General features: G+C 70.7%; 20 protein-coding genes. 14 read left to right on the forward strand and 6 right to left on the reverse strand.

The window, feature by feature from the left end; all coding sequences use genetic code 11:
• Positions 1-2: 2 nt before the first annotated feature.
• The 4 genes from AVW09_RS16130 to AVW09_RS16145 form a co-directional block, all read right to left on the reverse strand.
• Complete coding sequence (locus AVW09_RS16130; RefSeq protein ID WP_063259136.1) at positions 3-1043, reverse strand: zinc-dependent alcohol dehydrogenase family protein; 1041 nt, start codon at positions 1041-1043, stop codon at positions 3-5.
• Positions 1044-1207: 164 nt separating this feature from the next.
• The gene (purB, locus tag AVW09_RS16135; RefSeq protein ID WP_063259018.1) at positions 1208-2587 is read right to left on the reverse strand and encodes an adenylosuccinate lyase; all 1380 of its coding nucleotides are present in this window, start codon (positions 2585-2587) and stop codon (positions 1208-1210) included.
• Between the two features lie 27 nt (positions 2588-2614).
• Positions 2615-3121 carry a low molecular weight protein-tyrosine-phosphatase gene (locus AVW09_RS16140; RefSeq protein WP_063259019.1) on the reverse strand — a complete coding sequence of 169 codons (507 nt, stop codon included), beginning with the start codon at positions 3119-3121 and terminating at the stop codon, positions 2615-2617.
• Positions 3122-3155: 34 nt separating this feature from the next.
• Positions 3156-3560 carry a phage holin family protein gene (locus tag AVW09_RS16145; protein WP_063259020.1) on the reverse strand — a complete coding sequence of 135 codons (405 nt, stop codon included), beginning with the start codon at positions 3558-3560 and terminating at the stop codon, positions 3156-3158.
• 59 nt (positions 3561-3619) lie between these two features.
• Here AVW09_RS16145 and AVW09_RS16150 point away from each other — a divergent pair, with 59 nt between their 5' ends.
• The 8 genes from AVW09_RS16150 (at position 3620) to AVW09_RS16185 (ending at position 11859) form a co-directional block, all read left to right on the forward strand.
• Entirely contained in the window at positions 3620-4696 is a 1077-nt protein-coding gene (locus AVW09_RS16150; RefSeq protein ID WP_063259021.1) for a histidinol-phosphate transaminase, read from the forward strand.
• A 7-nt stretch (positions 4697-4703) separates the two neighbouring features.
• Positions 4704-6158 carry a glycoside hydrolase family 43 protein gene (locus AVW09_RS16155; RefSeq protein ID WP_063259022.1) on the forward strand — a complete coding sequence of 485 codons (1455 nt, stop codon included), beginning with the start codon at positions 4704-4706 and terminating at the stop codon, positions 6156-6158.
• Positions 6159-6254: 96 nt separating this feature from the next.
• Entirely contained in the window at positions 6255-7385 is a 1131-nt protein-coding gene (locus AVW09_RS16160; protein WP_063259023.1) for a thiamine pyrophosphate-dependent enzyme, read from the forward strand.
• Entirely contained in the window at positions 7382-8359 is a 978-nt protein-coding gene (locus tag AVW09_RS16165; protein WP_063259024.1) for an alpha-ketoacid dehydrogenase subunit beta, read from the forward strand. The genes AVW09_RS16160 and AVW09_RS16165 overlap by 4 nt, the downstream gene beginning before the upstream one ends.
• Positions 8360-8427: 68 nt before the next feature.
• Complete coding sequence (locus AVW09_RS16170) at positions 8428-9741, forward strand: dihydrolipoamide acetyltransferase family protein (RefSeq protein ID WP_063259025.1); 1314 nt, start codon at positions 8428-8430, stop codon at positions 9739-9741.
• A gap of 175 nt (positions 9742-9916) precedes the next feature.
• On the forward strand, positions 9917-10597 hold the full coding sequence (locus tag AVW09_RS17800) for a hypothetical protein (protein WP_156496145.1): 681 nt from the start codon (positions 9917-9919) through the stop codon (positions 10595-10597).
• Complete coding sequence (locus AVW09_RS16180) at positions 10579-11007, forward strand: hypothetical protein (protein WP_156496146.1); 429 nt, start codon at positions 10579-10581, stop codon at positions 11005-11007. Before AVW09_RS17800 ends, AVW09_RS16180 begins: the two co-directional genes overlap by 19 nt.
• A 231-nt stretch (positions 11008-11238) precedes the next feature.
• On the forward strand, positions 11239-11859 hold the full coding sequence (locus AVW09_RS16185) for a hypothetical protein (protein WP_063259028.1): 621 nt from the start codon (positions 11239-11241) through the stop codon (positions 11857-11859).
• Positions 11860-11919: 60 nt separating this feature from the next.
• On the opposite strand, the gene AVW09_RS16190 is transcribed toward AVW09_RS16185, so the two are convergent.
• On the reverse strand, positions 11920-12930 hold the full coding sequence (locus AVW09_RS16190; protein ID WP_082823046.1) for a LacI family DNA-binding transcriptional regulator: 1011 nt from the start codon (positions 12928-12930) through the stop codon (positions 11920-11922).
• A gap of 155 nt (positions 12931-13085) precedes the next feature.
• On the opposite strand from AVW09_RS16190, the gene AVW09_RS16195 reads away from it, so the two are divergent.
• From AVW09_RS16195 to AVW09_RS16205, 3 genes are all read left to right on the forward strand, one after another.
• Positions 13086-14552, forward strand: coding sequence for an APC family permease (locus tag AVW09_RS16195; RefSeq protein ID WP_063259030.1), 1467 nt, complete (start codon positions 13086-13088; stop codon positions 14550-14552).
• Positions 14549-16183, forward strand: coding sequence for an amidohydrolase (locus AVW09_RS16200; protein ID WP_063259031.1), 1635 nt, complete (start codon positions 14549-14551; stop codon positions 16181-16183). The genes AVW09_RS16195 and AVW09_RS16200 overlap by 4 nt, the downstream gene beginning before the upstream one ends.
• Positions 16184-16285: 102 nt before the next feature.
• On the forward strand, positions 16286-17719 hold the full coding sequence (locus AVW09_RS16205; protein ID WP_231901868.1) for an SIR2 family protein: 1434 nt from the start codon (positions 16286-16288) through the stop codon (positions 17717-17719).
• 270 nt (positions 17720-17989) lie between these two features.
• Here the strand turns inward: AVW09_RS16205 and AVW09_RS16210 are convergent, their stop codons facing one another.
• Positions 17990-19432, reverse strand: a complete 1443-nt coding sequence (locus AVW09_RS16210) for an MFS transporter (protein WP_063259032.1) — start codon at positions 19430-19432, stop codon at positions 17990-17992.
• Positions 19433-19512: 80 nt separating this feature from the next.
• Here AVW09_RS16210 and AVW09_RS16215 point away from each other — a divergent pair, with 80 nt between their 5' ends.
• Genes AVW09_RS16215 through AVW09_RS16225 form a run of 3 tightly spaced genes read left to right on the forward strand, consistent with a single transcriptional unit; the run spans position 19513 to position 22159 of the window.
• Positions 19513-20493, forward strand: a complete 981-nt coding sequence (locus tag AVW09_RS16215; protein ID WP_063259033.1) for a metal ABC transporter solute-binding protein, Zn/Mn family — start codon at positions 19513-19515, stop codon at positions 20491-20493.
• Positions 20490-21302 carry a metal ABC transporter ATP-binding protein gene (locus AVW09_RS16220; RefSeq protein ID WP_063259034.1) on the forward strand — a complete coding sequence of 271 codons (813 nt, stop codon included), beginning with the start codon at positions 20490-20492 and terminating at the stop codon, positions 21300-21302. Before AVW09_RS16215 ends, AVW09_RS16220 begins: the two co-directional genes overlap by 4 nt.
• Positions 21299-22159, forward strand: coding sequence for a metal ABC transporter permease (locus AVW09_RS16225; protein ID WP_063259035.1), 861 nt, complete (start codon positions 21299-21301; stop codon positions 22157-22159). The genes AVW09_RS16220 and AVW09_RS16225 overlap by 4 nt, the downstream gene beginning before the upstream one ends.
• The last annotated feature ends 8 nt before the right edge of the window (positions 22160-22167 follow it).

The following is a 22167-nucleotide window of genomic DNA, read 5'->3' on the forward strand; positions in this document are numbered from 1 at the left end:
CGTCAGGCGCGCCGCGGGTCGATCATCGTCATGCCCGCGGGAGCTGCGGTATCCATGCGCGGCAGCATCTCGGCGGCTTCGTCGAGCCCGACGATCCGCTCGACGAGGTCCTGCGGGCGCAGCACCCCGCGGGCGATGAGGTCGAGCATCTCGGGGTAGTCCGCGGCCGCCATGCCGTGGCTGCCGAGGAGATCGAGCTCCCACGCGATCGCGCGCGCCATCGGCATCGGCGTCATCCCGTCGTCGGTGGGGAGCAGACCGATCTGCACGTGCCGACCGCGCCGGCGCAGGCTCAGCACGGCGTCGCGCGCCGTCTGCGCGCTGCCGACCGCGTCGATCGAGACGTGGCTTCCGCCGTCGGTGAGGGCGGAGACGGATGCCGGGACATCGGCGCCGTCGGCGAGGATCGTGTGCTCCGCGCCGAGACGTCGGGCCACGTCGAGCGCCGCGGGCGTCCGGTCGACGGCGATCACGCGGGCGCCCAGGGCGGCGCCGATCATCACGGCGCTCAACCCCACGCCCCCGGCCCCCACGACCGTGACCCACTCGCCGGCACGCACGCGCGCGCGGCCGGTGAGGGCGCGATAGGCGGTGGCGAAGCGGCATCCGAGGGCCGCCGCCGCCTCGAAGGACACCCCGTCCGGAATCGCGACGAGGTTGGTGTCGGCCGCCCGCACGACGACGCGCTCGGCGAACGATCCCCACTGCGTGAAGCCGGGCTGCTCCTGGCGCGGGCACACCTGCGCGTTGCCGCCGCGGCACCACTCGCAGTCGCCGCAGCCCATGACGAAGGGCACCGTCACACGGTCGCCGACGCTCCAGTCGTGGACGCCCGCGCCCATCTCGGCGATGACGCCCGCGAGCTCGTGCCCGGGAACGTGGGGGAGCGCGACGTCGTCATGACCGACCCACGCGTGCCAGTCGCTCTTGCACAGCCCGGTCGCGTGCACCTCGACGACGACTCCGCCCGCGGGTGCCGTCGGCGCGGGCACCTCCCGGACCTCGAGGGGTTCGGCCAGGGCGTCCATGATCATCGCGCGCACGGCATCCATTCTCCCGGCACGCAGCCCGCCCGCCCGCCGCGCGCTACGGTGCCCGCCCGCCGCCGCCCGCCGCGCGTCGCCCCGCACTCCTCGCGAGAAACGCGATCGACGCCGTGAAACGCCCCGTCGCGGCGTCTCCTGCGGCGAATCGCGTTGATCGCGCCCTACAGCGCGTCGACGACCCGCGACGCGAGCCCGGCGTACGTGGCCGGAGTCAGGGCGAGGAGGCGTTCCTTCGCGGCATCCCCGATGTCGAGGCCGCGGACGAACTCGGCGAGCTCCGCGGCGCCGACCCGGCGTCCGCGCGTGAGGTCCTTCAGCAGCGCGTACGGGTCGGTGATCTGCGACCGACCTGCGGCGATCTCGGCCCGCACGACGGTCTGGATCGCCTCGGCCAGCACCTCCCAGTTCGCGTCGAGGTCGGCGAGCAGCACGTCCTCGGCGAGCGAGATCTCGGTGAGGCCGCGCTGCAGGTTGTCGAGCGCGAGCAGCGAGTGGCCGAACGCGACGCCGATGTTGCGCTGCGTCGTGGAGTCGGTGAGGTCGCGCTGCAGGCGGCTCGTCACGAGAGTGGATGCCAGGGTGGCGAACAGTCCGCCGGCGATCTCGAGGTTCGCCTCGGCGTTCTCGAACCGGATCGGGTTGATCTTGTGCGGCATCGTCGACGAGCCGGTCGCGCCCGCGACGGGGATCTGCGTGAAGTACCCGAGCGAGATGTACGTCCAGATGTCGGTGGCGAGGTTGTGCAGGATGCCGCCCGCGTGCCGCGCGCGGTCGTACAGCTCGACCTGCCAGTCGTGCGACTCGATCTGCGTCGTGACCGGGTTGAAACCGAGCCCCAGCGACTCGATGAACTCGCGCGTTAGCGCGGGCCAGTCGACGTCGGGCTCGGCGGCGACGTGCGCCGACCAGGTTCCGGTCGCCCCCGAGAACTTCGCGAGGTACTCCCCGGCATCCAGCTGACGGATGACGCGCTCCAGACGCCACGCGAAGACGCCGATCTCCTTGCCCATCGTGGTGGGCGTCGCGGGCTGGCCGTGCGTGCGCGAGAGCATCGCGGCATCCCGGTGCTCGACCGCGAGTTCGGCGAGGGCGGCCGTGACGGCGCGGAGCTTCGGCAGCCACACGCGCTGCACCGCGCGCTGCACGGTGAGGGCGTAGGCGGTGGAGTTGATGTCCTCGCTCGTGCACGCGAAGTGCGTGAGCTCGGCGAGGGCGGTGAGCCCCAGGCTGTCGAGACGGTCGCGCACGAGGTACTCGACGGCCTTGACGTCGTGGCGGGTGACCGCCTCCTTCTCCTTGAGCCAGGCGATCTCGTCGGCGCCGAACTCCTCGTAGAGGGCGCGGAGACGGGCGCGGTCCGCGTCCGAGACGGGCGACGTGCCGAACAGCGACCGGTCGGTGAGGGCCAGGAGCCACTCGACCTCGACCTCGACGCGGGCGCGGTTCAGGCCCGCCTCCGACAGGTAGTCGCCGATCTCCGAGACGGTGGCGAAGTAGCGTCCGTCGAGCGGGCTGAGGGGCTGCGGGGGCAGAGCGGACACGGGTCTCCCGGGGGTCGCGCGAAAGGGTCAGCCCGCGGAACGAATGGCGGGCTCGAGCTGCCGGAACAGGGCTCGGCTGGCGCGTTCGATCATACCGAGCACCTCGTCGAACATCGGGGGGCCGGCGTAGTAGGGGTCGGGGACGTCGAGGGTCTCGGCATCCGGGACGAAGGACTGCAGCAGCGCGATCTTGTCGGCGTCGTCCTCGTCGCGCGCCCACCCGCGCAGCACACGCTCGTGGCTGCGGTCGAGTGCGACCACCAGGTCGTTGTGCGTGAAGTCGGCGAACGTGAACTGTCGCGCACGATGCGTCGAGCCGTCGTAGCCGAGACGCTCGAGGGCCGCGAGAGTCCGGTGGTCGGCGCGCTCACCGACGTGCCAGTCGCCCGTGCCCGCCGAGGTCGAGACGACGCGCGACCCCAGGCCCGCGTCGACGGCGATACGACGGAAGACCACGTCGGCCATCGGTGATCGGCAGATGTTGCCGCTGCAGACGAAGACGACGCGGAAGGGCGCGTCGGCACTCGCGGTCATCCCTCCATCATGGCCGGGACGAGCCGCGAGCGCATCAGCGGCGTGAGCGTTCGTCCCGGCGAGGGCGCAGCATGCCGCCGAGCACGGCGTTGATGATCGCGATGAGGAGCGCCGCGACGACGGTGAGCCAGAACTCGCCGGTGCGCAGGCCCCAGTCCCAGTTGGACGTGATCACGGCCGTGAGCCACAGCAGGAAGCCGTTGATGACGAGCGAGATGAGCCCGAGCGTGAGGATGTAGAGCGGGATGGCGACGATCTTCACGATCGTGCCGACGATGGTGTTGACCAGGGCGAAGATCAGCCCGACCAGCAGCAGCGTGAGCAGCACCTGGAACCACTCGCCGGGGGCGAACGGGATGAGCGTCACCTGCAGGGCCGGCAGCAGGGTGACGATCCAGATGGCGAAGGCATTGACGGCCACGCGGACGACGAAGCGCATGCCCCCATCGTGGCACGGGGGTCCGACACGCGCACGGGTGTCCTCGTTAGGCTCGTCCCGTGAGCGAAGAGCCGGTCCTCCCCCGTATCCGTCCCGAGATCGCCGCCCTGCCGGCCTACCGCCAGGGGCGTCAGGCCAGCCCGGACGCGTTCAAGCTGTCGAGCAACGAGAACCCGTTCGATCCGCTGCCCGGCGTCCTCGACGCGGTCCGCGCGTCGACGGCGATCAACCGATACCCGGATGCCACGGCCGCCCGGCTGCGCGAGCGCCTCGGTGCCCGCTACGGGGTGTCGGCGGATGACATCCACATCGGCGCCGGGAGCGTCTCGCTGCTCGCGCAGCTGCTTCTGGCCACGGCCGGTCCGGGTGACGAGGTCGTCTACGCGTGGCGGTCCTTCGAGGCGTACCCGTCGCTCGTGGCGGTGTCGGGGGCGACGAGCGTGCAGGTGCCGTTGACGGCCGACGCCCGTCACGACCTCCCCGCGATGGCCGCCGCGGTCACCGACCGCACGCGCCTGATCATCGTGTGCAGCCCGAACAACCCCACGGGTCCCACCGTCGGCTTCGACGAGTTCACGGCCTTCGTCGACGCCGTGCCCGCCGACGTCCTCATCGTGCTCGACGAGGCGTACGCCGAGTTCGTGACCGACCCGGATGCCGTCGAGGGCCACCGCGTCCGCGCGCTGCTCGCGCGCCCCAACATCGTCATGCTCCGGACGTTCTCGAAGGCCTACGGCCTCGCGGGCCTGCGCGTCGGCTACGCGATCGGCCACACGCGGGTGCTCGACGCCGCGCGCAGCACCGCGATCCCCCTGTCCGTCACGGCGGCGGCCGAGGAGGCGGCGCTGGCGAGCCTGGATGCCGAGTCCGAACTGCTGCACCGCGTCGCGGTCCTCGCCGCTCGGCGTGACGCTCTGGTGACGCGCCTGCGCGAGACCGGGTGGGACGTCCCCGACGCCCAGGGCAACTTCGTGTGGCTGCCCGCGGGCGAACGGACGCTCGAGGTCGCCGCCGCGTTCGAGGAGGCCGGCCTCATCGTGCGCCCGTTCGCGGGCGATGGCATCCGGATCTCGATCGGCGAGGAGGAGTCGCTCGACCGCATCGTCGAGATCGCCGCCTCGGTCGCCCCGCGCTGAGGCCACGATGACTCGGGATGCCGCCGCGACCCCGGTCATCCCGGGATTCTTCCCCGACCCGTCGGTGTGCCGTGTGGGCGAGGACTACTACCTGGTGAACTCGTCGTTCGAGTACGCGCCCGGCATCCCGATCTGGCACAGCCGCGACCTGCGGACGTGGACGCAGCTCGGCAACGTCCTGACGCGCGACAGCCAGTTCGCCGCGGGGGCGTCGGCGGCGAGCCGCGGGATCTACGCGCCCACGATCCGGCACCGCGACGGCACGTTCTTCGTCGTCGGCACCGACGTCGAGCGCGGTGGGGAGCAGTTCGTCGTGACGGCGACCGACCCCGCGGGGCCGTGGTCGGATCCGATCGTGCTCCCGGGCCTCGGCGGCATCGACCCCGACCTCACGTGGGACGACGACGGCACCTGCTTCCTCACGTACTGCGCGCTGGATGAGGCGCTGCGGCCCGAGGGAGGGACGCTGCCCGTGATCGCGCAGGTGCGCGTGGACCTCGACTGTGGCACCCGGCTCGAGGAGCCGCGGGTGATCTGGCGCGGGTCGGGCCTCGCGCACCCCGAGGGGCCGCACCTCTACCGCCGCGGGGAGTGGTGGTACCTGCTCACTGCCGAGGGCGGCACGGAACGCGGACACGCGGTGTGCGTCGCGCGCTCGTGGGCGATCGACGGCCCGTTCGAGCTCGCGCCTTCCTCCCCGCTGTTCAGCCGCCGCAGCACCGGCTTCCCCGTGCAGAACACCGGGCACGCCGATCTCGTCGAGCGCCCCGACGGGGAGTGGGCGATGGTCTACCTCGGCGTGCGGCCGCGCGGGTTCACGCCCGGGTTCCACGTCGTCGGACGCGAGACGTTCCTCGCCCGCGTCGCGTGGGTCGATGACTGGCCCGTGGTGCACACCGACGACGTTCTCCCCGCCCGCCCTGATACGGCGTTCACCGACGACTTCGCGACCGCGGACCTGCACCCGCGGTGGGTGTCGCCCCACGGGCCGCTGCCCGGACCGCATCCTGCCGGTGGCCTGGCCCTGGGTTCGCATGAGTTCGCCGTCCGCGTCCGCGACCTGCGGTGGCGGTTCGAGGCGCGTGTGGATGCCTCCGCCGCCGTGGCTCTGCGGGTCCGGCTCGACGATCGCCACTGGTACGAGATCGCCCTCGACGCCGGCGCGGCCGAGGTGCGCGCGCGCATCGGTCCGCTCGAGGCATCCGTGGGTTCCGCTCCCGCGACCGGCGACGTTGTGGCGCTCCTCGTCGAGGCGGTGGATGCCACCCACGACGGCCCCGACGACCTGCGGTTCGGCCTGCTCGACGCGGACGGCGAGCGGTGGATCGCGGCCCTCGACGGCCGCTACCTCTCCACCGAGGTCGCCGGCGGCTTCACCGGGCGCGTGCTCGGCCTGCGGGCGCTCGGGTCGACGCCCGCCCGGGTCGTGAGCGTGCGCTATCTGCCGCTCGGCGACGAGTGACTGCCGCCGCCGCTTGTCGGAAACCCATGCCGAAACGCGGCATCCGTTGTGCACCTCATGCGGTACAGGGCATGACGCGACCGTTAGCGTGGGTACATGACCCCGCTCGACGACCCGGCTCTCGTGCGCGTTCTGGCGGCCGACGGCACCCTCGCGCCCACTCCTGAGGCCGAGCGCTATCTGCCCCTGATCGAGGCCCTCACCGACGCGGAACTCGAGACGTTCTACCGCGACATGGTCTCGATCCGCGCTTTCGACGTGCAAGCGACCAACCTGCAGCGCCAGGGGCAGCTCGCCCTGTGGCCACCGTCCTTCGGGCAGGAGGCCGCGCAGGTCGGCTCGGCCCGCGCCGCCCGGCCGCAGGACCACATCTTCCCCTCGTACCGCGAACACGTGGTCACCCGCATCCGCGGTGTCGACCCGATCGACATCATCCGGCTCATGCGCGGGCTCACGCACGGCGGGTGGGACCCGTCCGACCCCAAGAACGGCAACACCCACATCTACACGCTGGTGCTCGGCGCGCAGACGCTGCACGCCACGGGCCTCGGCATGGGGCTCGTGTTCGACGGAAAGTGCGGCACCGGAGACCCCGAGCGCGACGAGGCCGTGATCGTGTACTACGGCGACGGTGCGTCCAGCCAGGGCGACGTGCACGAGTCGATGGTGTTCGCCGCGAGCTTCCAGACGCCCGAGGTGTTCTTCCTGCAGAACAACCAGTGGGCCATCTCCGTCCCGGTCGCCACTCAGTCGCGCACCCCGCTCTACAAGCGGGCGGCGGGGTATGGCATCCCGAGTGTCCAGGTCGACGGCAACGACGTCCTCGCGAGCTACGCGGTGTCGAAGCTCGCGCTCGACGAGGCCCGCGCGGGCGGCGGCCCCCGCGCGATCGAGGCGATGACCTACCGCCGCGGCGCGCACACCACCAGCGACGACCCGACGAAGTACCGCACCTCCGCCGAGGAGGAGGCGTGGGCGCACCGTGACCCGATCGCGCGCCTCCGCACGTTCCTCGAGGCGCGCGGTGCGTCGCAGCAGTTCTTCGACGACGCGGATGCCGAGGGCCGGGCGCTCGCCGACGACGTGCGCGTGCGGACGAACGAGCTCGGCGGGCTCCCGCGGGCGCACATGTTCGACAGCGTCTACGCCGAAGCCCACGCGCTGATCGCCGAGGAGCAGCGCTGGCTCGACGACTACGAGGCCGCGATGGAAGGGGGAGCGGAATGACCGAGAACCTCCCGATCAGCCGCGCCCTCAACGCGGGCCTCCGTCGCGCGCTCGAGACGAACGACCGCGTCCTGCTCATGGGCGAGGACATCGGTCCGCTCGGCGGCGTCTTCCGCGTCACCGAGGGCCTGCAGAAGGACTTCGGCCCCCGCCGTGTCATCGACTCGCCGCTCGCGGAGTCGGGCATCGTCGGCACCGCGATCGGTCTCGCGATGGGCGGCTTCCGTCCCGTGCTCGAGATCCAGTTCGACGGGTTCGTCTTCCCCGCGTTCGACCAGATCACGTCGCAGCTCGCCAAGCTCACGAACCGGCACGAGGGTGCGCTGCAGATGCCCGTCGTCATCCGCATCCCGTACGGCGGGCACATCGGCGCGATCGAGCACCACCAGGAGAGCCCCGAGGCGTACTTCACGCACACGCCGGGCCTGCGGGTCGTGAGCCCCTCGACGGCGAACGACGCGTACTGGATGATCCAGCAGGCGATCGACTCGCCCGACCCCGTGATCTTCTTCGAGCCCAAGGCGAAGTACTGGCAGAAGGGCGAGGTCGACACCGACGCCCCCGCGCTGCCACTCCACGCGAGCCGGATCGTCCGCCGCGGCACCGACGTCACGCTCGTCGGCCACGGCGCGATGGTCACGACGCTGCTGCAGGCCGCGGCGCTCGCCGAGAGCGAGGGCACGAGCTGCGAGGTCGTCGACCTGCGCTCGCTGTCGCCGGTCGACTACGGTCCGCTGCTGGACTCGGTGCGCCGCACCGGCCGCATGGTCTACGCGCAGGAGGCCCCGGGCTTCACCTCGCTCGGCTCCGAGATCGCCGCGACCGTCACCGAGCGGGCGTTCTTCGCGCTCGAGGCGCCGGTCTTGCGCGTGTCGGGCTTCGACGTGCCGTTCCCGCCCGCGAAGCTCGAGGGCACCTACCTCCCCGACGCCGACCGCATCCTCGAGGCCGTCGACCGCTCGCTGGCCTACTGAACCCTTCCCTCCCGCATTCCGTTGCGGCGATGCCGGTGCAATGCTGGCTCCCGAGCAAAGGACACACCGTGACCGAGCAGACTTTCGTCCTCCCCGACGTCGGTGAAGGACTCACCGAGGCCGAGATCGTCCAGTGGCGCGTCGCCCCCGGCGACACCGTCGCCGTGAACGACGTGATCGTCGAGATCGAGACGGCGAAGTCGCTCGTCGAGCTGCCGTCGCCGTTCGCTGGCACGGTCGGCGAGCTCCTGGCATCCGAGGGGGCGACGGTCGAGGTCGGTGCGCCGATCATCACGATCGGATCGGCGGATGCCACGCCCCCCGCGCCCGCGCAGCCGACCACGGTTCCCGAGCCCAGCGACCCCGGCGGAGCGGTCCTCGTCGGCTACGGCACCGGCGGCGCCGTGTCGTCGCGGCGGCGGAAGCCCGCCGAGCGTCCGGTCAAGGCATCCGTGGGGGTCGTCGCGAAGCCCCCGATCCGCAAGCTCGCGCGCGACCTCGGCGTCGACCTCGCGGCCGTGACGCCGAGCGGACCCGCCGGCGAGGTCACGCGGCAGGACGTCGTGAAGCACGCCGAGCAGGCGAGCGTCTTCCGCAACATCGAGACGCCCGAGTGGGGCACCGTGCGCGAGGAGACGATCCCGGTCGCCGCTCCCGTCGCGCCCGCGCCGGTCGACGACGCGCGCGAGGAGTCGATTCCGGTCCGCGGCGTCCGAAAGGCCACGGCCAACGCGATGACGTCGAGCGCGTACTCGGCCCCGCACGTCTCGGTGTGGGTCGACGTCGACGCATCGCGGACGATGGAACTCGTCAAGCGCCTCAAGGCGTCGCCGGACTTCGCCGACGTGAAGATCTCGCCGCTGCTCATCATGGCGCGCGCCGTGATCTGGGCCTTGCGCCGCACCCCGATGATCAACGCGACGTGGGTCGACGGCGACGACGGCGCACAGATCCGCATGCGTCACTACGTCAACCTCGGTATCGCCGCCGCGACCCCGCGCGGCCTGCTGGTGCCGAACATCAAGGACGCGCAGGCGATGAACACACGCGAGCTCGCCAAGGCGCTCGAGAGCCTCACCCTGACCGCCCGCGACGGCAAGACGAGCCCGGCCGACCAGACCGGCGGCACGTTCACCATCACCAACATCGGCGTGTTCGGAGTGGATGCCGGCACCCCGATCATCAACCCCGGCGAGGCCGGCATCATCGCGCTGGGGGCCATCCGGCAGAAGCCGTGGGTCGTCGACGGCGAGGTGCGCCCCCGCTGGGTGACCACGGTGTCGGGCTCGTTCGACCACCGCGTGGTCGATGGCGACGGCATCTCGCGGTTCATCGCGGACGTGGCATCCGTTCTGGAAGAGCCGGCGCTGCTGCTCGACTGATGCGATCCGCAGACGACGAGCTGCAGAACGCGTCGCACACGCACCTCGGGCCGATCGGTCCGACGAAGCGCGCGGAGCGCTCGCCGGGAGCGTGAAGAGGCGGCCCGCGACACCGGGCGATTTTCTCAACCCGCTGTTTGTGCCAGAATATCTCTGACTCGGGAGGTTATCTGTCATGAGTGATCTCACCACGGCTGAGCTCGCCACGCGCCTGGCGATCACGCCGCGACACGCTGTCGACCTCCTCGCGCGTGGGGACATCGAAGGGCGACGCCTGTCGACCGGAGTCTGGTTGGCTGATCTCAATTCGGTTCTTCGGTACGAGTCCGCTGCGCGGCGCGGAAAGGGGCGGACGCTCGACAGCGCAACAGCGTGGGGACTGCTCTGGGAGCTCTCCGGGCTGCGGGCAGGGTGGCTGGCGCCACGCACCAGGGCGCGCGTTCGGGCACGCCTTCGTGATGCGGATGTCGAGGACCTGGCGCGCGCGGTATCGGGGCGGACGCGCCCTCACCGATTCCGCGCGGCGAACGCGCCCAAGGCGATGGGCGACCTCATCGCGACCGGTGCTGCGGTCGCCGGCCGCCTCGGCGTGGGCCTGATGGATGACACCCGCCGGGTATCCGGCTACGTGCGTGGCGGCGACGTGTCCGCCTACGCCGAGGCTCACTTCATGGCGGCTTCGACGAGCGGCCACGATCTGATCTACGAGAACACTCTCCCCATCGCCTATGACGGCGACGCAATGCCCGGGGCGGTCATCGCGGCGGATCTGGCCACCAGCGTCGACACCCGCGAACGAAGTGGAGGGCTCCGTGCGATCGCCGATCTGAGGGCGGCATGGCTGGACGCTCAGTAGTCGTCGACATGGGAGACGACGGTTTCCTGCCCGCCTGGCGCACTGCGGGCGAACAGGCCATTCGCCGTCGAGACACCTACACGCTCAACTTCCACGCCGTCGGTTCGGTCGTTCTCGGTGTTCCCGACGAACTGGGGGCACTCGTCGCCAAGGGGGCCGCCTATCTCGTAGATCAGCGTGACCGCGGTCGGCACCTGGATGACGCGGCCGTTCTGCTCGCGTGCATCGCCGACGCCTCGGACCTGGCATACGACACGATGTCTCCGAACGACCGTCGGCGGGTGCGCGCCGTGCTCGAGCATGTCGGTGATGAGCGTCACGCCAGCTGGGCGAATCTCGACCTCGACGATCGCGAACGCGGGCAGATGAACGCGGTACTCATCCGCACGGCGATCGCGTCGTCGCTCTGAGGGCCGGGGTGCGATCCGCGGGAGCCCGGACGTCCCTGCACTGTGGCGGATGGGCATTGCCAGGGTTCTGCCAGGGTTCCCCGCGATCGCTGCCAGGGTGCGGATCGCGTCGGGTGGACGGCGCCGCAGATCGGCATCCCTCCGGATTCTCACCCATCCGATTCCGGGGCCTCTTCGGATGACCCATCGTGCGGCGGAAGCGCCGTAGACGGAAACGGAAAGGGAAACCTGATGCGTACGTACAACACGAAGACCCGAATCGGCATGATCGCTGCGGCCGGCACCGGAGCTGCGGCTCTCGCCGTCGCCGGATTCGCTCTGCCGGCCTCGGCAGACGACAACGTCACCTCGACGGATGCCTCGACCACGGCGACGCAGTTCGTGGACGCGTCCGACCCGTTCTACACGTGGGTCAGTGGCCTCATCGAGAGCGGCGACTTCACCGCCAGCCCGCAGACCGCGGTGGGCGACATCGCGAACATCGGCCCGCTCGTGCAGGGCCCGCTCGTCAGCGACTCGCTCAACGGTGACGTGGCCTCGGGCAACCAGACCCCGGTGGTCTCGGGCAACGACACGACCGCGCCGATCGGCTCGGGTAACGACACCACCGCACCCATCGGCTCGGGTAACGACCTGGGCTCGGGCAACGACGTGACCGCTCCGATCGACGCCCCGGTCGGTTCGGGCAACGACACGGGCGTCTCCACCGGTGACGCCGGCGTCTCGACGGGCGACAACGGCGCCTCGGTCGGCGACATCTCCGGCTCCGTGAACGACGTCGTCGGCGGTGTCACGTCCGGCGTGGACGACGTGGTCGACGGCGCGCTCGACCTCGGCGGCATCCTGCGCTGATCCGCAGCGTCTCCAGCGGCGTCACCCTCCGGGGTGGCGCCGCTGTCGTATGCGAACCGTTCAGGCCTCTGCGGCCACGGGCCGCAACGAGGCGCGCTCGTGGAACTCCAGGGCGAGTGTCTGCACCCGTTCGTCCTGGCCCAGGCCGCCGTCGAGCTCGGCGAGGAGCATCCGGCCGGTGAGCATTCCGGCCTCGCGCGGCCGGAGGTCCACGGCGGCGATCGGCGGAAGCACGACGGGCATCGCGGCGCTGTCGACGTGCGACACCAGCTGGACCCGATCGGGGACGGCGACGCCGAGGTCGTGGAGGGCCGTGAGCACTCCGACGGCGATGCCGTCGACCGCGCAGACGATGGCATCCACGTCCTCGTTCGTCGAGAGCACGCGGGCGATGAGCGTGTGGATGCCGGCGGCGGTCGGCACCTCGGCGAGTGTGATGACCTCGAGCCGGACGGACGCGTCACGCGCCCAGGCCGCTGCGCCCGCGCGGGCCGCGTCGACCCAGGACTGTGCGATGTCGGGAGCGAGGAGGACGATCGAGGACGCGCCTGCGCGGTGCAGGCGGTCGAGCGATTCCCGCATCGCCGCCGCTTGATCGGTGACCACGGAGCCGGTGGGTGCCGGCATCCCGTCCGGGACGAGCTCGGAGGTGATCACGGGCTTGCCGGACTCGAGGATCGCCCGGGCGAGCGGGTCGCCGGCGACGACGTCGGACATCACGAACCCGTCGACGTGCAGGCGGTCCACGCTATCGGGGCGCAGGCTGTGCGGGATGAGCGAGAGCGACACCTCGTCCTCGCCGAGGGCTTCGGAGAGGCCGAACGTGAAGTTCATGTAGTAATCCATGAACCGCACCTGCGGGGGGAGCCAGAGGCCGACGGATCCCGCGCGTGACTTACGGAAGTTGCTGGCGGCCGTGTGGGGCGAGAACGACAGCGACGCGGCCGCCTCGCGGACGCGTGTGCGCGTGGCCTCGGAGACGCGGCCACGGCCGGCGAGCGCGCGGGATGCCGTGCCCAGGGAGACCTGGGCCAGATCGGCCACTTGCTGCAGGGTTGCGCGCTGTTTCATCCGTCCCCTTTCTTCCGGTCGAGTTTACGGAGAGGTTTCGGTAAGCGAACAATCAATGCGCAATCGATTGCGCATTGCGGAATTCTCGATCATGATCTACTTCGACCAGACCGCCTCGACGATGAGGCGGGTTCACTCTTCCGAGAGGCCCGACTGTGACCGAGCAGCTCCTCCGCACCACCGACCACCCCCGGACCGACGGGCTGCGTCCCGCGGCCCTCGGCACGTGGGGCGTGGTCTTCCTCGTCGTCTCGGCCGCCGCGCCGCTCAGCGTGCTCGCCGGCATCGGTCCGCTCGCCGTGCTGATCGGTGGCCCGTCGGCGCCGCTCGTCTACGCGATCGCCGGCGTCGTGCTCGCCGTCTTCGCGATCGGGTTCCTGTTCACGGCCCGCCACCTCAAGCCCATGGGCGGCTTCTACACCTACGTGACGGCCGGGCTCGGCCGGGTCGCGGGGCTCAGCGCGGGGCTGCTCGCCTGGGTCTCCTACAACCTGCTGCAGATCGGGCTGTGGGGCCTGTTCGGCACGATGGCGCACGGCATGCTCGCTGCGGTCTTCGGCCTCGACGTGCCGTGGTGGGCCGCGTCGCTCGTCGGCGTGGTGCTCGTGTTCGGGCTCGCGGCCCTCGGCGTCGACGTGGGCGCCAAGGTGCTCGGCGTGCTGCTCGTGCTCGAGACGGTGATGCTCGTCATCCTGGCCAGCTCGATCGTGCTGCAGCGCGGCGGTCAGTTCGACCTCGGCACCCTCGCCCCCGAGAACGTCTTCACGCCGAACATGCTGGCGATCCTCGGCTTCGGCTTCGCCGCCTTCATGGGCTTCGAGTCCACGGTGCTCTACCGCGCCGAGGCCCGGTCGCCCGAGCGGACGATCCCGCGCGCCACCTACATCGCCGTGGCGTTCCTCGCGATCTTCTACGCCGCGACGCTCTGGATCGTCATCCAGGCGTTCGGCAGTGCCGACGTCGCCGGGGTCATCGCCGCCGACCCGTCCTCCTTCTTCTTCGTCGCCACGGGTCAGTACGTCGGCCCGTGGGGTGTGACGGTGATGTTCGTCCTGATCGTGACGAGCATCTTCGCCGGACAGCTCGCCTTCCACAACGCGATCAACCGCTACAGCTTCGCGCTGTCGCGCGATGGCGTCCTTCCGTCCTTCTTCTCGCGGACGAACCGTCGCGGGGCGCCGTGGCTCGCGGGACTCCTGCAGTCGATCCTCGGCGCCGTCGTGGTGGCGGGCTTCGCGATCGCGGGGCTCGACCCGCTCACGAAGCTCGTCATCCTGGTGAACTCCCCGGGCGTCTACGGCGTGATCGCCCTGCAGCTGCTCGCCTCGATCGCCGTCGTCGCGTTCATCGTCCGCAACCGCACGCTGCCGCGGCGCTGGTACGTGCTCCCGGCGGCGATCCTGTCGATCGTCCTGATGGCGGTGCTGTTCGTCGTCCTCGTGATCACGGTCGACTACCTGACCAGTGCGGGTCCCGTGATCGACGCGCTCATCCTCGCAGTCACGCCCACGGTGCTCGCCATCGGCGTGGTTGTCGCGCTGGTGCTGCGCAGCCGCGGGTCCGAGCGCTTCGACGCCATCGGCGGCAACGTCCGCACGTCGGCGCAGGAGATCATCCGATGACGGCCGACCTCGTGGTGTTCGGCGGCCGCGTCGTCACGATGGTCGACGACGACACCGCCCCGCGGGGCGTGGCGATCGTGGGCGACCGCGTCCTCGACTACGGCTCCCGCGAGCGGCTGGAGCGCTGGATCGGTCCCGCGACGCGCGTGATCGACGTCGGTGACGCCACGATCCTCCCGGGGTTCGTCGACTGCCACATCCACCCGGTGTTCGGCATCGGGCTGACCCGGGGTGCGGATCTGACCGGATGCCGCTCCCTCCACGACCTGCGAGAGGCCCTCGAGGTCGAACGCGCTCGCCTCGGCGACGACGAGTGGCTGCTCGGCTGGGGACTGCAGCCCGCCGCTTTCGAAGGAGGCGAGGTGGTCAACGACATCCTCGACGAGGTCGCCGGCGACCGCCCGGCGTTCCTCCGCTACTTCGACGCCCACGGCGCGCTCGCCTCGACGTCGGCACTGCACCGCGCCGGTGTCCGCGGCGACGAGACCTTCTCCGACTCGTCCCGGGTGGTCGTCGATGGGACCGGACGGCTCACCGGCGCGCTGTTGGAAGCGCAGGCGATCGCCCTCGTCGAGGGCGCGATTCCGCCCCTGGACTTCGCGCAGCGGGCCGAGCGGCTGTACGAGATCCTCCTCCACATGGCCGAGGCGGGCTTCACGTCCGGCCAGGTGCAGGACCTCGCTCCGGATGCCATCCCCCTCCTCGAGGCGATCGAGGCCGAGCGCGACCTCCCGATCCGGCTGCGGATGTCGCCGTGGTTCGAGCCCGGCACCGACCTCGCCGACGTCCGCCGGCTCATCGATCTGCAGGGCCGGAGCGGCCGAGACTGGACCGTCCGAGGCGTGAAGACCATGATCGACGGCACCATCGACAACGGCACCGCGTGGCTGCACCGCCCCGACGCGTTCGGCCAGTCGACCTCGTCGCTCTGGCTCCGCCCCGACGAGTACCCGGTCGCCCTCGCCGCTCTCGATGCCGCGGGCGTCCCGACCACGACCCACGCCATCGGCGACGCGGGCGTCGCGTTCGTCGCCCGCGCGATCGCCGCCATACCCGAGCGGCACGCGACGCATCGCGTCGAGCACATCGAGGTCCTCACCGACGACGTGCTCGAGGTCTTCCGCGCCGGCGGCGTGACGGCGAGCATGCAGCCGACCCACTGCACGCACTTCCTGCGGTCGGATCAGACCGACAACTGGTCGGTGCGGCTCGGCCCCGAGCGCACCGCCCTCGCCTTCCGGACGCGGGACATCGTGGATGCCGGCGTGCCCCTCGCCCTCGGATCGGACTGGCCGGTCGCCCCCAGCGACGCCCCCGGCATCCTCGCCGACGCCCAGGTGCGGCGACGGCACGACGATCCGGACGCGGGTCCGGTCGGCGCGGACCAGGGACTCACCCCGCTCGAGGCGCTGCGCGGCTTCACGACCGACGCCTACCGGACGATCGGCGAGGACGGCGGCACGCTCGAGGTCGGCGCGCTCGCCGACCTCACGGTCCTGAGCGTCGACCCGCTCACCGCCGACCCCGCCGCGCTCGGGGCGGCGGAGGTGCTGCTCACCGTGGTCGGCGGGCGGGTGGTCGTCGGCGCGACACGGGAGTCGATGCCGTCGTCGGCCGCCGGGGCCGGTTGAGTCAGCTTGAGTCGCCGCGTGGGGGAACAGGGGTCCTCCGCGCTTTTGCACAGATCGCCACCATCCGGGCGGCTCGGCCCCGTGGTGCGGCATCCTGATCCCATGAGCGCGCCTGACCTGTCCACGGAGCTGATGTCGCAGTTTCGGAAGACCGGCGCGGAGAAGCACACGACGTTTCTCCTGGGGGCGGGCGCCTCGACGAGTTCCGGTCTTCCCGGCTGGGATGAGCTCGTCACGCGGCTCCTCATTGGGAGCGGAGCGGTGTCGACCGGCGGAGCGGCGGAACTCCTTCTCGACCGGCAGGATCCGCTCATCGTCGTCGAGGCGGCCAAGGCCGGATTCTTGCCCGATCAGTGGGACAAGAAGATCCGCGGGGCTCTGTACTCCGGCGTCACGTCCCTCTCCGCTTCAGCTCTGCACCTGGCGGTTGCTGCCCACGCTCTCCAGGGCGACGTGCGGGACACCAGCCTGGCTACTCTCAACTTCGACACTCTCCTGGAGGAGGCCCTTCGCGAAGGATCGCGATCCGCCGTTCTGAGCATCAGCAATACCTCCGACCGGCCCCGTGGCTACTCCGTTCATCACTTGCACGGTGTCGTCGATCCCGCGGGGTCATCCGACGTCATCCTTACGCTGACAGACTTTCTGGACGTGCTCGCCGCCGACGATGCCTGGCAGAGGAGCTACATGAGGGAGGCCCTTTCGCGAGGCGCCGTGATCATCGCCGGAACGTCCTACCGCGACCCGGATGTGCGTCAATGGCTCCATGCGGCAGGCAAGGATGCGCCGGAAGGACACGCGGCGCTCGTCCTCCTCGCACGGCAGGGATTCTCGGTGTCCCGGGATGAGTTCGCCGAGATGGAGAACGCCCTCATTCGGCAGTGGCGCGCCGTCGGGTTGACGCCGATCCTCTTGCAGGATCACGCGGATGCTGCACAGGTCATCCGTGAACTCCGCTACGTCAATCGGCCTGACTACGTCGCCCCGCAGGCGCGGGCAGAGCAGATTTGGCGCGCTCATCGCGAGCGGTTCGGTGAGCTTCAAGAGATGTATGTGGACGCACTGCGAGCAGATTCACGACGCCTGCGCTCGGCGCTCGACGTCGATCAGCTGAATCTCACCCTGTGGCTCGCCAATGGCGCGGGGACCCTGGTTCGGTGGGCATCGGGGGATCGCATCCACCTCGACCATGACGGGCTCAGAGAGATCGAGATCGGGTTCGACAGTCCTTGGATCGCGGGCCAGGCACTGGGCGCTGACAGCGTCCTCATCCAAGATCTCGATGCATCGCACAAGGGGCCGTGGAAATCGGTCCTCGCCACTCCCGTCACCGTGGAGTATCCGGGCCATCCGCCGATGGCAGTGGCGGCGTTGACCGTCGGTCTTCCGGACGCGGCACACAGGTTCGAGTCGTCCACCGTCATGTGGCAGGACGAGGTCAGCAGCCTGGTGAATGAGTGGGGCGAGCGTATCGAGACCGCCCTGATCGAGACGAACCGCAGTAGCATCGGGGAAAGGGAAGGTGAGACGGCGTGACAACCCACGGCAACTCGTTTCAAAGCCTCGGCAACGGCGTGTATCGCGTCGGCGGGCTCAAGCGTGATGCGATCACGGGCCGATTTCTTACCGGATCCGGGGCGGTTCCGCCCCGCGCGACCGTGTCCGAACGGGCCGGGGAGACCCGGCGTCACGTGCAGTCGCCGCGATAAGACACGGCGGCACCCTTCGCGCTCGGGCGGTCAGTCACGGCCTGGTCGGCAGGTCTGAGCAATGAGCTGCGAGCCGCGGGGCTCGCGTGGCGCCGCCCTACTCCGGGAGGGCCGGATGCCGCTCGCCCGACGCGGCACGCGTCGGAATGAGGAGCGCCAGAACCAGTGCGACGATCGCCGCGCCCAGCCCGAGTGCGAACGACACGTCGAAGGCTTCGGTCGTGGGCACGCGCGTCTCGCCCTCGCCCGTCGACAGGGTCGCGAGGACCACGCCGACGACGGCGGCCGACGTGCTGGTGCCCAGGGATCGCGCGAGGGCGTTGAGGCCGTTCGAGGCGCCGGTCTCGCTGGGCGGGACGGAGCGCATGATGAGCATCGGCATCGCCGCGTAGCCGAACCCGATGCCGAAGCCGATGAGGATGTTCGCCACGACGAAGTGCCACACCTCGGTCGAGAACAGCAGGCTGAACCCGTACGCGAGGATCAGCGACACCGAGCCGGCGACCAGCAGCACGCGGGGGCCGATCGTGCGGGCGAGCGCACCCGACAGCGGCGACAGCACCATCATGACCAGGCCCGACGGCATGACGACGAGGCTCGCGGCGAGCAACGACAGCCCCAGACCCACGCCCGTGGCGGTGGGCAGCTCGAGGATCTGCGGGTGCGAGACGTTCGAGGTGAACAGCGCGAAGCCCATCGCGACCGATGCGAGGTTGGTCAGCAGCACCGGACGTCGCGCGGCGACCCGCAGATCGAGCAGCGGCTCGTCGATACGGAGTTCGTACCAGCCCCACACGAGCAGGATCAGGATGCCACCGGCCGCCAGGCCGAGCGTGAGGGGGGAGGCCCATCCCCAGGAGTTGCCGCGCGAGACGGCGAGCAGCACGCCGATCAGACCGACGGCGAGTCCGGCCGCGCCGATGTAGTCGAAACGACCGGCGGTGCGGAGCACACTCACCGGCACGACCACGAGGATCAGCACGAAGACGATGGCATCCAGGCCCGCGGCGATCCAGAACAGCCAGTGCCAGTCGGTGCTCTCGGCGACGAGGGCGCTGATGGGAAGACCGACCGCGCCGCCGACGCCGAGGGTGGCGCTCATGAGGGCGACCGCGCTGTCGACCCGATTCTCGTGGAGCACGTCGCGCATGATCGAGATCCCGAGGGGAACGACGCCGACCACGGCACCCTGCAGGGCGCGACCCACGATCAACCCGATGATCCCCGGGGAGAGGGCGGCGATCACCGACCCGGCGATCATCACGGCGAGCAGCGCCAGCACGATGCGGCGCTTGCCGTACATGTCGCCGAGGCGTCCCGCGATCGGGGTGATGACGGCTGCCGCGAGGAGCGTAGAGGTGACGACCCAAGCGGTGTCATCCCTCGAGGCGTTCAGGAGCTCGGGCAGCTTCGCCTGGATGGGCACGACGAGCGTGAACATGAAGGACGAGCACAGCCCTGCGATGGCGAGGACGGCGACGACGGCGCCGTTCGGGGTGCTCCGGGACAGTCTTCTTCGCGCGTTCTCGTCCCGTGACATCGCTCCCAGGCTAGCCGTCTCCCGTGCGGGTGGCGCCGCCGATTTGAGAACGGTTATCACTACCGTTTACAGTGGATGCCATGACCCGACGCCTACTCGCCCCCCTCGTCCTCGGCGCGGCCTCCGTGCTCGCCCTCGCCGGTTGCGCCGGCGGCACGCCCTCCGCCAGTGGCTTGACCGACGCCGGTGGAAAGGTCACGGTCGTGGCATCCACGGATGTCTACGGCTCGATCGCGCAGGACATCGGCGGTGACTTCGTGAACGTGACGTCGATCATCACGTCGCCGACGCAGGATCCCCACGAGTACGAGGCGAGCGCGCAGGACCAGCCCACCCTCAAGGGTGCGCAGCTCGTCATCGAGAACGGTGCCGGCTACGACGCGTTCATGGAGTCGCTCCTCGAGGCGAGCGGATCGACGGCCGAGGTGCTGACGGCGGTCGAGTACAACAGCACGTACCCCGGCGGCGGCGCGCACGACGACGCGAGCGCGTCGCCCAGTGCGGACGACACCGACCACGGTCACGAACACGTCGAGGGCTTCAACGAGCACGTCTGGTACGACCCGAACACGGTCGACGACCTCGCGAAGGCCATCGCCGAGCACCTGGGGAAGCTCGCCCCCGACCACGCGGCCGACTTCACCGCCAACGCCGACGCGTTCGTGCAGAAGGTCGCGGGCCTGAAGGACTCGCTCGGGCAGATCGAGGCGAAGGATGCCGGCGCGAAGGTGTTCGTGACCGAGCCCGTGCCCGTGTACCTCATCGAGGCTGCCGGCCTGGTGAACGCGACGCCGAACGAGTTCAGCGAGTCCGTCGAGGAGGGTCAGGACGTGCCGCCCGCGACCCTCCTGGAGTCGCTGCAGCTGCTCGACTCGGGGCAGATCAAGGTCATGATCGTGAACCCGCAGACGGCCGGCGCGGAGACCACGCAGGTCACCGACGAGGCCAAGGCCAAGAACATTCCGGTGCTCGAGTTCACCGAGACGCTCCCCGAGGGCCAGACTTACCTCTCGTGGATGCAGAGCAACATCACCGCGCTGTCGAACGCGCTGGCGGCGTGACCGACGCCGCACCCCTGCGCATCCGCGGAGCCGCGCTCGAACGCGGTGGACGCGAGCTGTGGTCCGGGCTCGACCTCGAGGTCGAGCCCGGCGAGCTCGTCGCGGTCCTGGGCCCGAGCGGTTCGGGCAAGACGACGCTGCTGCGCGCGATCCTCGGCCTCGAGCGGCTGAGCGCCGGCACGATCGAGGCGCTCGGCGCCCCGGTGCGTCGGGCCGGCAACCGCCGCATCGGCTACGTGCCGCAGCAGCGGCCGCTGCCCCGCGAAACCCCGCTGCGCGGGCGCGACATCGTCGGCCTCGGCGTCGACGGGCACCGGTTCGGACTGCCGTTCTCGCGCCGTAAGGACCGCGCCCGCATCGACGGACTGCTCGAGGAGGTCGGCGCGACGGCGTTCGCCGACCGCCCGGTCGGTCTGCTCTCCGGCGGGGAGCAGCAGCGGCTCCGGGTGGGGCAGGCGCTCGCCGACGACCCCCGCCTGCTGCTGTGCGACGAGCCGCTGACGAGCCTCGACCTCGCGAATCAGCAGGCGGTCGTGCGGCTCATCGACCGGCACCGCCGCGAGCGCGACGCCGCCGTGCTGCTGGTCACGCACGACATCAACCCGGTGCTCGCGCACGTGAACCGGATCCTCTACATCGCGCATGGCCGATTCACGCTCGGAACCCCCGACGAGGTGCTCACGTCCGAGACGCTGAGCGACCTGTACGGCGCTCCGGTGTTCGTGACCCGCGCGGGCGGGCGCCTGGTCGTGGTCGGAGCCCCCGACGCCGACGAGAGCCACCACCACCACGACGAGGACGACGCATGAACTGGGCGGACGTGGGCGACGCGCTCTTCGGCGGCGTGAGCCAGTACGGCGCGATCCTCGACCTCGTGCAGAACTCCGTCTACGCGGGCGCCGTGCTCGGGCTCGTGGGCGGACTCATCGGCGTCTTCGTGATGCAGCGCGACATGGCCTTCGCGGTGCACGGCATCAGCGAGCTGTCCTTCGCGGGCGCCGCGGTCGCGCTTCTCATCGGGGCCGACGTCGTCTCGGGGTCCATCGTCGGGTCGCTCATCGCGGCAGCGATCATCGGGCTGCTCGGGGCGCGCGCCCGCGACCGCAACTCGATCATCGGCGTGCTCATGCCGTTCGGCCTCGGGGTCGGCATCCTGTGCCTGTCCCTCTACAACGGGCGCAGCGCCACCCGGTTCAGCCTGCTGACCGGGCAGATCGTGTCGGTGCAGAGCGGACAGCTCGGCTGGCTCGTCGTGATCGGTCTCATCGTGCTCGTGGGGCTGCTGATGATCTGGCGCCCCCTGCGCTTCGACTCCCTCGACCCGCAGTCCGCCGCGGCGCGCGGCGTCCCCACGACGGCGGTGTCGCTGGGCTTCATGCTGCTGCTCGGACTCATCGTGGCCGTCGCGGTGCACATCATCGGCGCGCTGCTCGTGATGGCGCTGCTGGTGACGCCGGCCGCGGCGGCGATGCGGGTGGCATCCGGTCCGCTGTCGGTGCCGCTGCTCGCGGCGCTGTTCGGGTTCGTATCGGCGGTGGGCGGCGTGCTGCTGGCCGTCGCCGGGACGCTCCCGGTGAGCCCGTACATCACCACGATCTCGTTCGTGATCTACCTCGTCTGCCGCTTCGTCGGGGCGCGCCGCGACCGCACCACCCGCGCGCTGTAGCCGCCCAG

Source organism: Microbacterium sp. T32 (genome assembly GCF_001619615.1).
Taxonomy (GTDB): domain Bacteria; phylum Actinomycetota; class Actinomycetes; order Actinomycetales; family Microbacteriaceae; genus Microbacterium.

What these genes read in the sequence shown, in the direction of transcription:
- AVW09_RS16190 (WP_082823046.1), bottom strand. Translation starts at nt 12,930, where the DNA reads ATGAAACAGCGCGCAACCCTGCAGCAAGTGGCCGATCTGGCCCAGGTC.
- AVW09_RS17800 (WP_156496145.1), top strand. Translation starts at nt 9,917, where the DNA reads ATGAGTGATCTCACCACGGCTGAGCTCGCCACGCGCCTGGCGATCACG.
- AVW09_RS16155 (WP_063259022.1), top strand. Translation starts at nt 4,704, where the DNA reads ATGACTCGGGATGCCGCCGCGACCCCGGTCATCCCGGGATTCTTCCCC.
- AVW09_RS16225 (WP_063259035.1), top strand. Translation starts at nt 21,299, where the DNA reads ATGAACTGGGCGGACGTGGGCGACGCGCTCTTCGGCGGCGTGAGCCAG.
- AVW09_RS16160 (WP_063259023.1), top strand. Translation starts at nt 6,255, where the DNA reads ATGACCCCGCTCGACGACCCGGCTCTCGTGCGCGTTCTGGCGGCCGAC.
- AVW09_RS16215 (WP_063259033.1), top strand. Translation starts at nt 19,513, where the DNA reads ATGACCCGACGCCTACTCGCCCCCCTCGTCCTCGGCGCGGCCTCCGTG.
- AVW09_RS16185 (WP_063259028.1), top strand. Translation starts at nt 11,239, where the DNA reads ATGCGTACGTACAACACGAAGACCCGAATCGGCATGATCGCTGCGGCC.
- AVW09_RS16180 (WP_156496146.1), top strand. Translation starts at nt 10,579, where the DNA reads ATGGCTGGACGCTCAGTAGTCGTCGACATGGGAGACGACGGTTTCCTG.
- AVW09_RS16200 (WP_063259031.1), top strand. Translation starts at nt 14,549, where the DNA reads ATGACGGCCGACCTCGTGGTGTTCGGCGGCCGCGTCGTCACGATGGTC.
- AVW09_RS16165 (WP_063259024.1), top strand. Translation starts at nt 7,382, where the DNA reads ATGACCGAGAACCTCCCGATCAGCCGCGCCCTCAACGCGGGCCTCCGT.
- AVW09_RS16140 (WP_063259019.1), bottom strand. Translation starts at nt 3,121, where the DNA reads ATGACCGCGAGTGCCGACGCGCCCTTCCGCGTCGTCTTCGTCTGCAGC.
- AVW09_RS16145 (WP_063259020.1), bottom strand. Translation starts at nt 3,560, where the DNA reads ATGCGCTTCGTCGTCCGCGTGGCCGTCAATGCCTTCGCCATCTGGATC.
- AVW09_RS16210 (WP_063259032.1), bottom strand. Translation starts at nt 19,432, where the DNA reads ATGTCACGGGACGAGAACGCGCGAAGAAGACTGTCCCGGAGCACCCCG.
- AVW09_RS16205 (WP_231901868.1), top strand. Translation starts at nt 16,286, where the DNA reads ATGAGCGCGCCTGACCTGTCCACGGAGCTGATGTCGCAGTTTCGGAAG.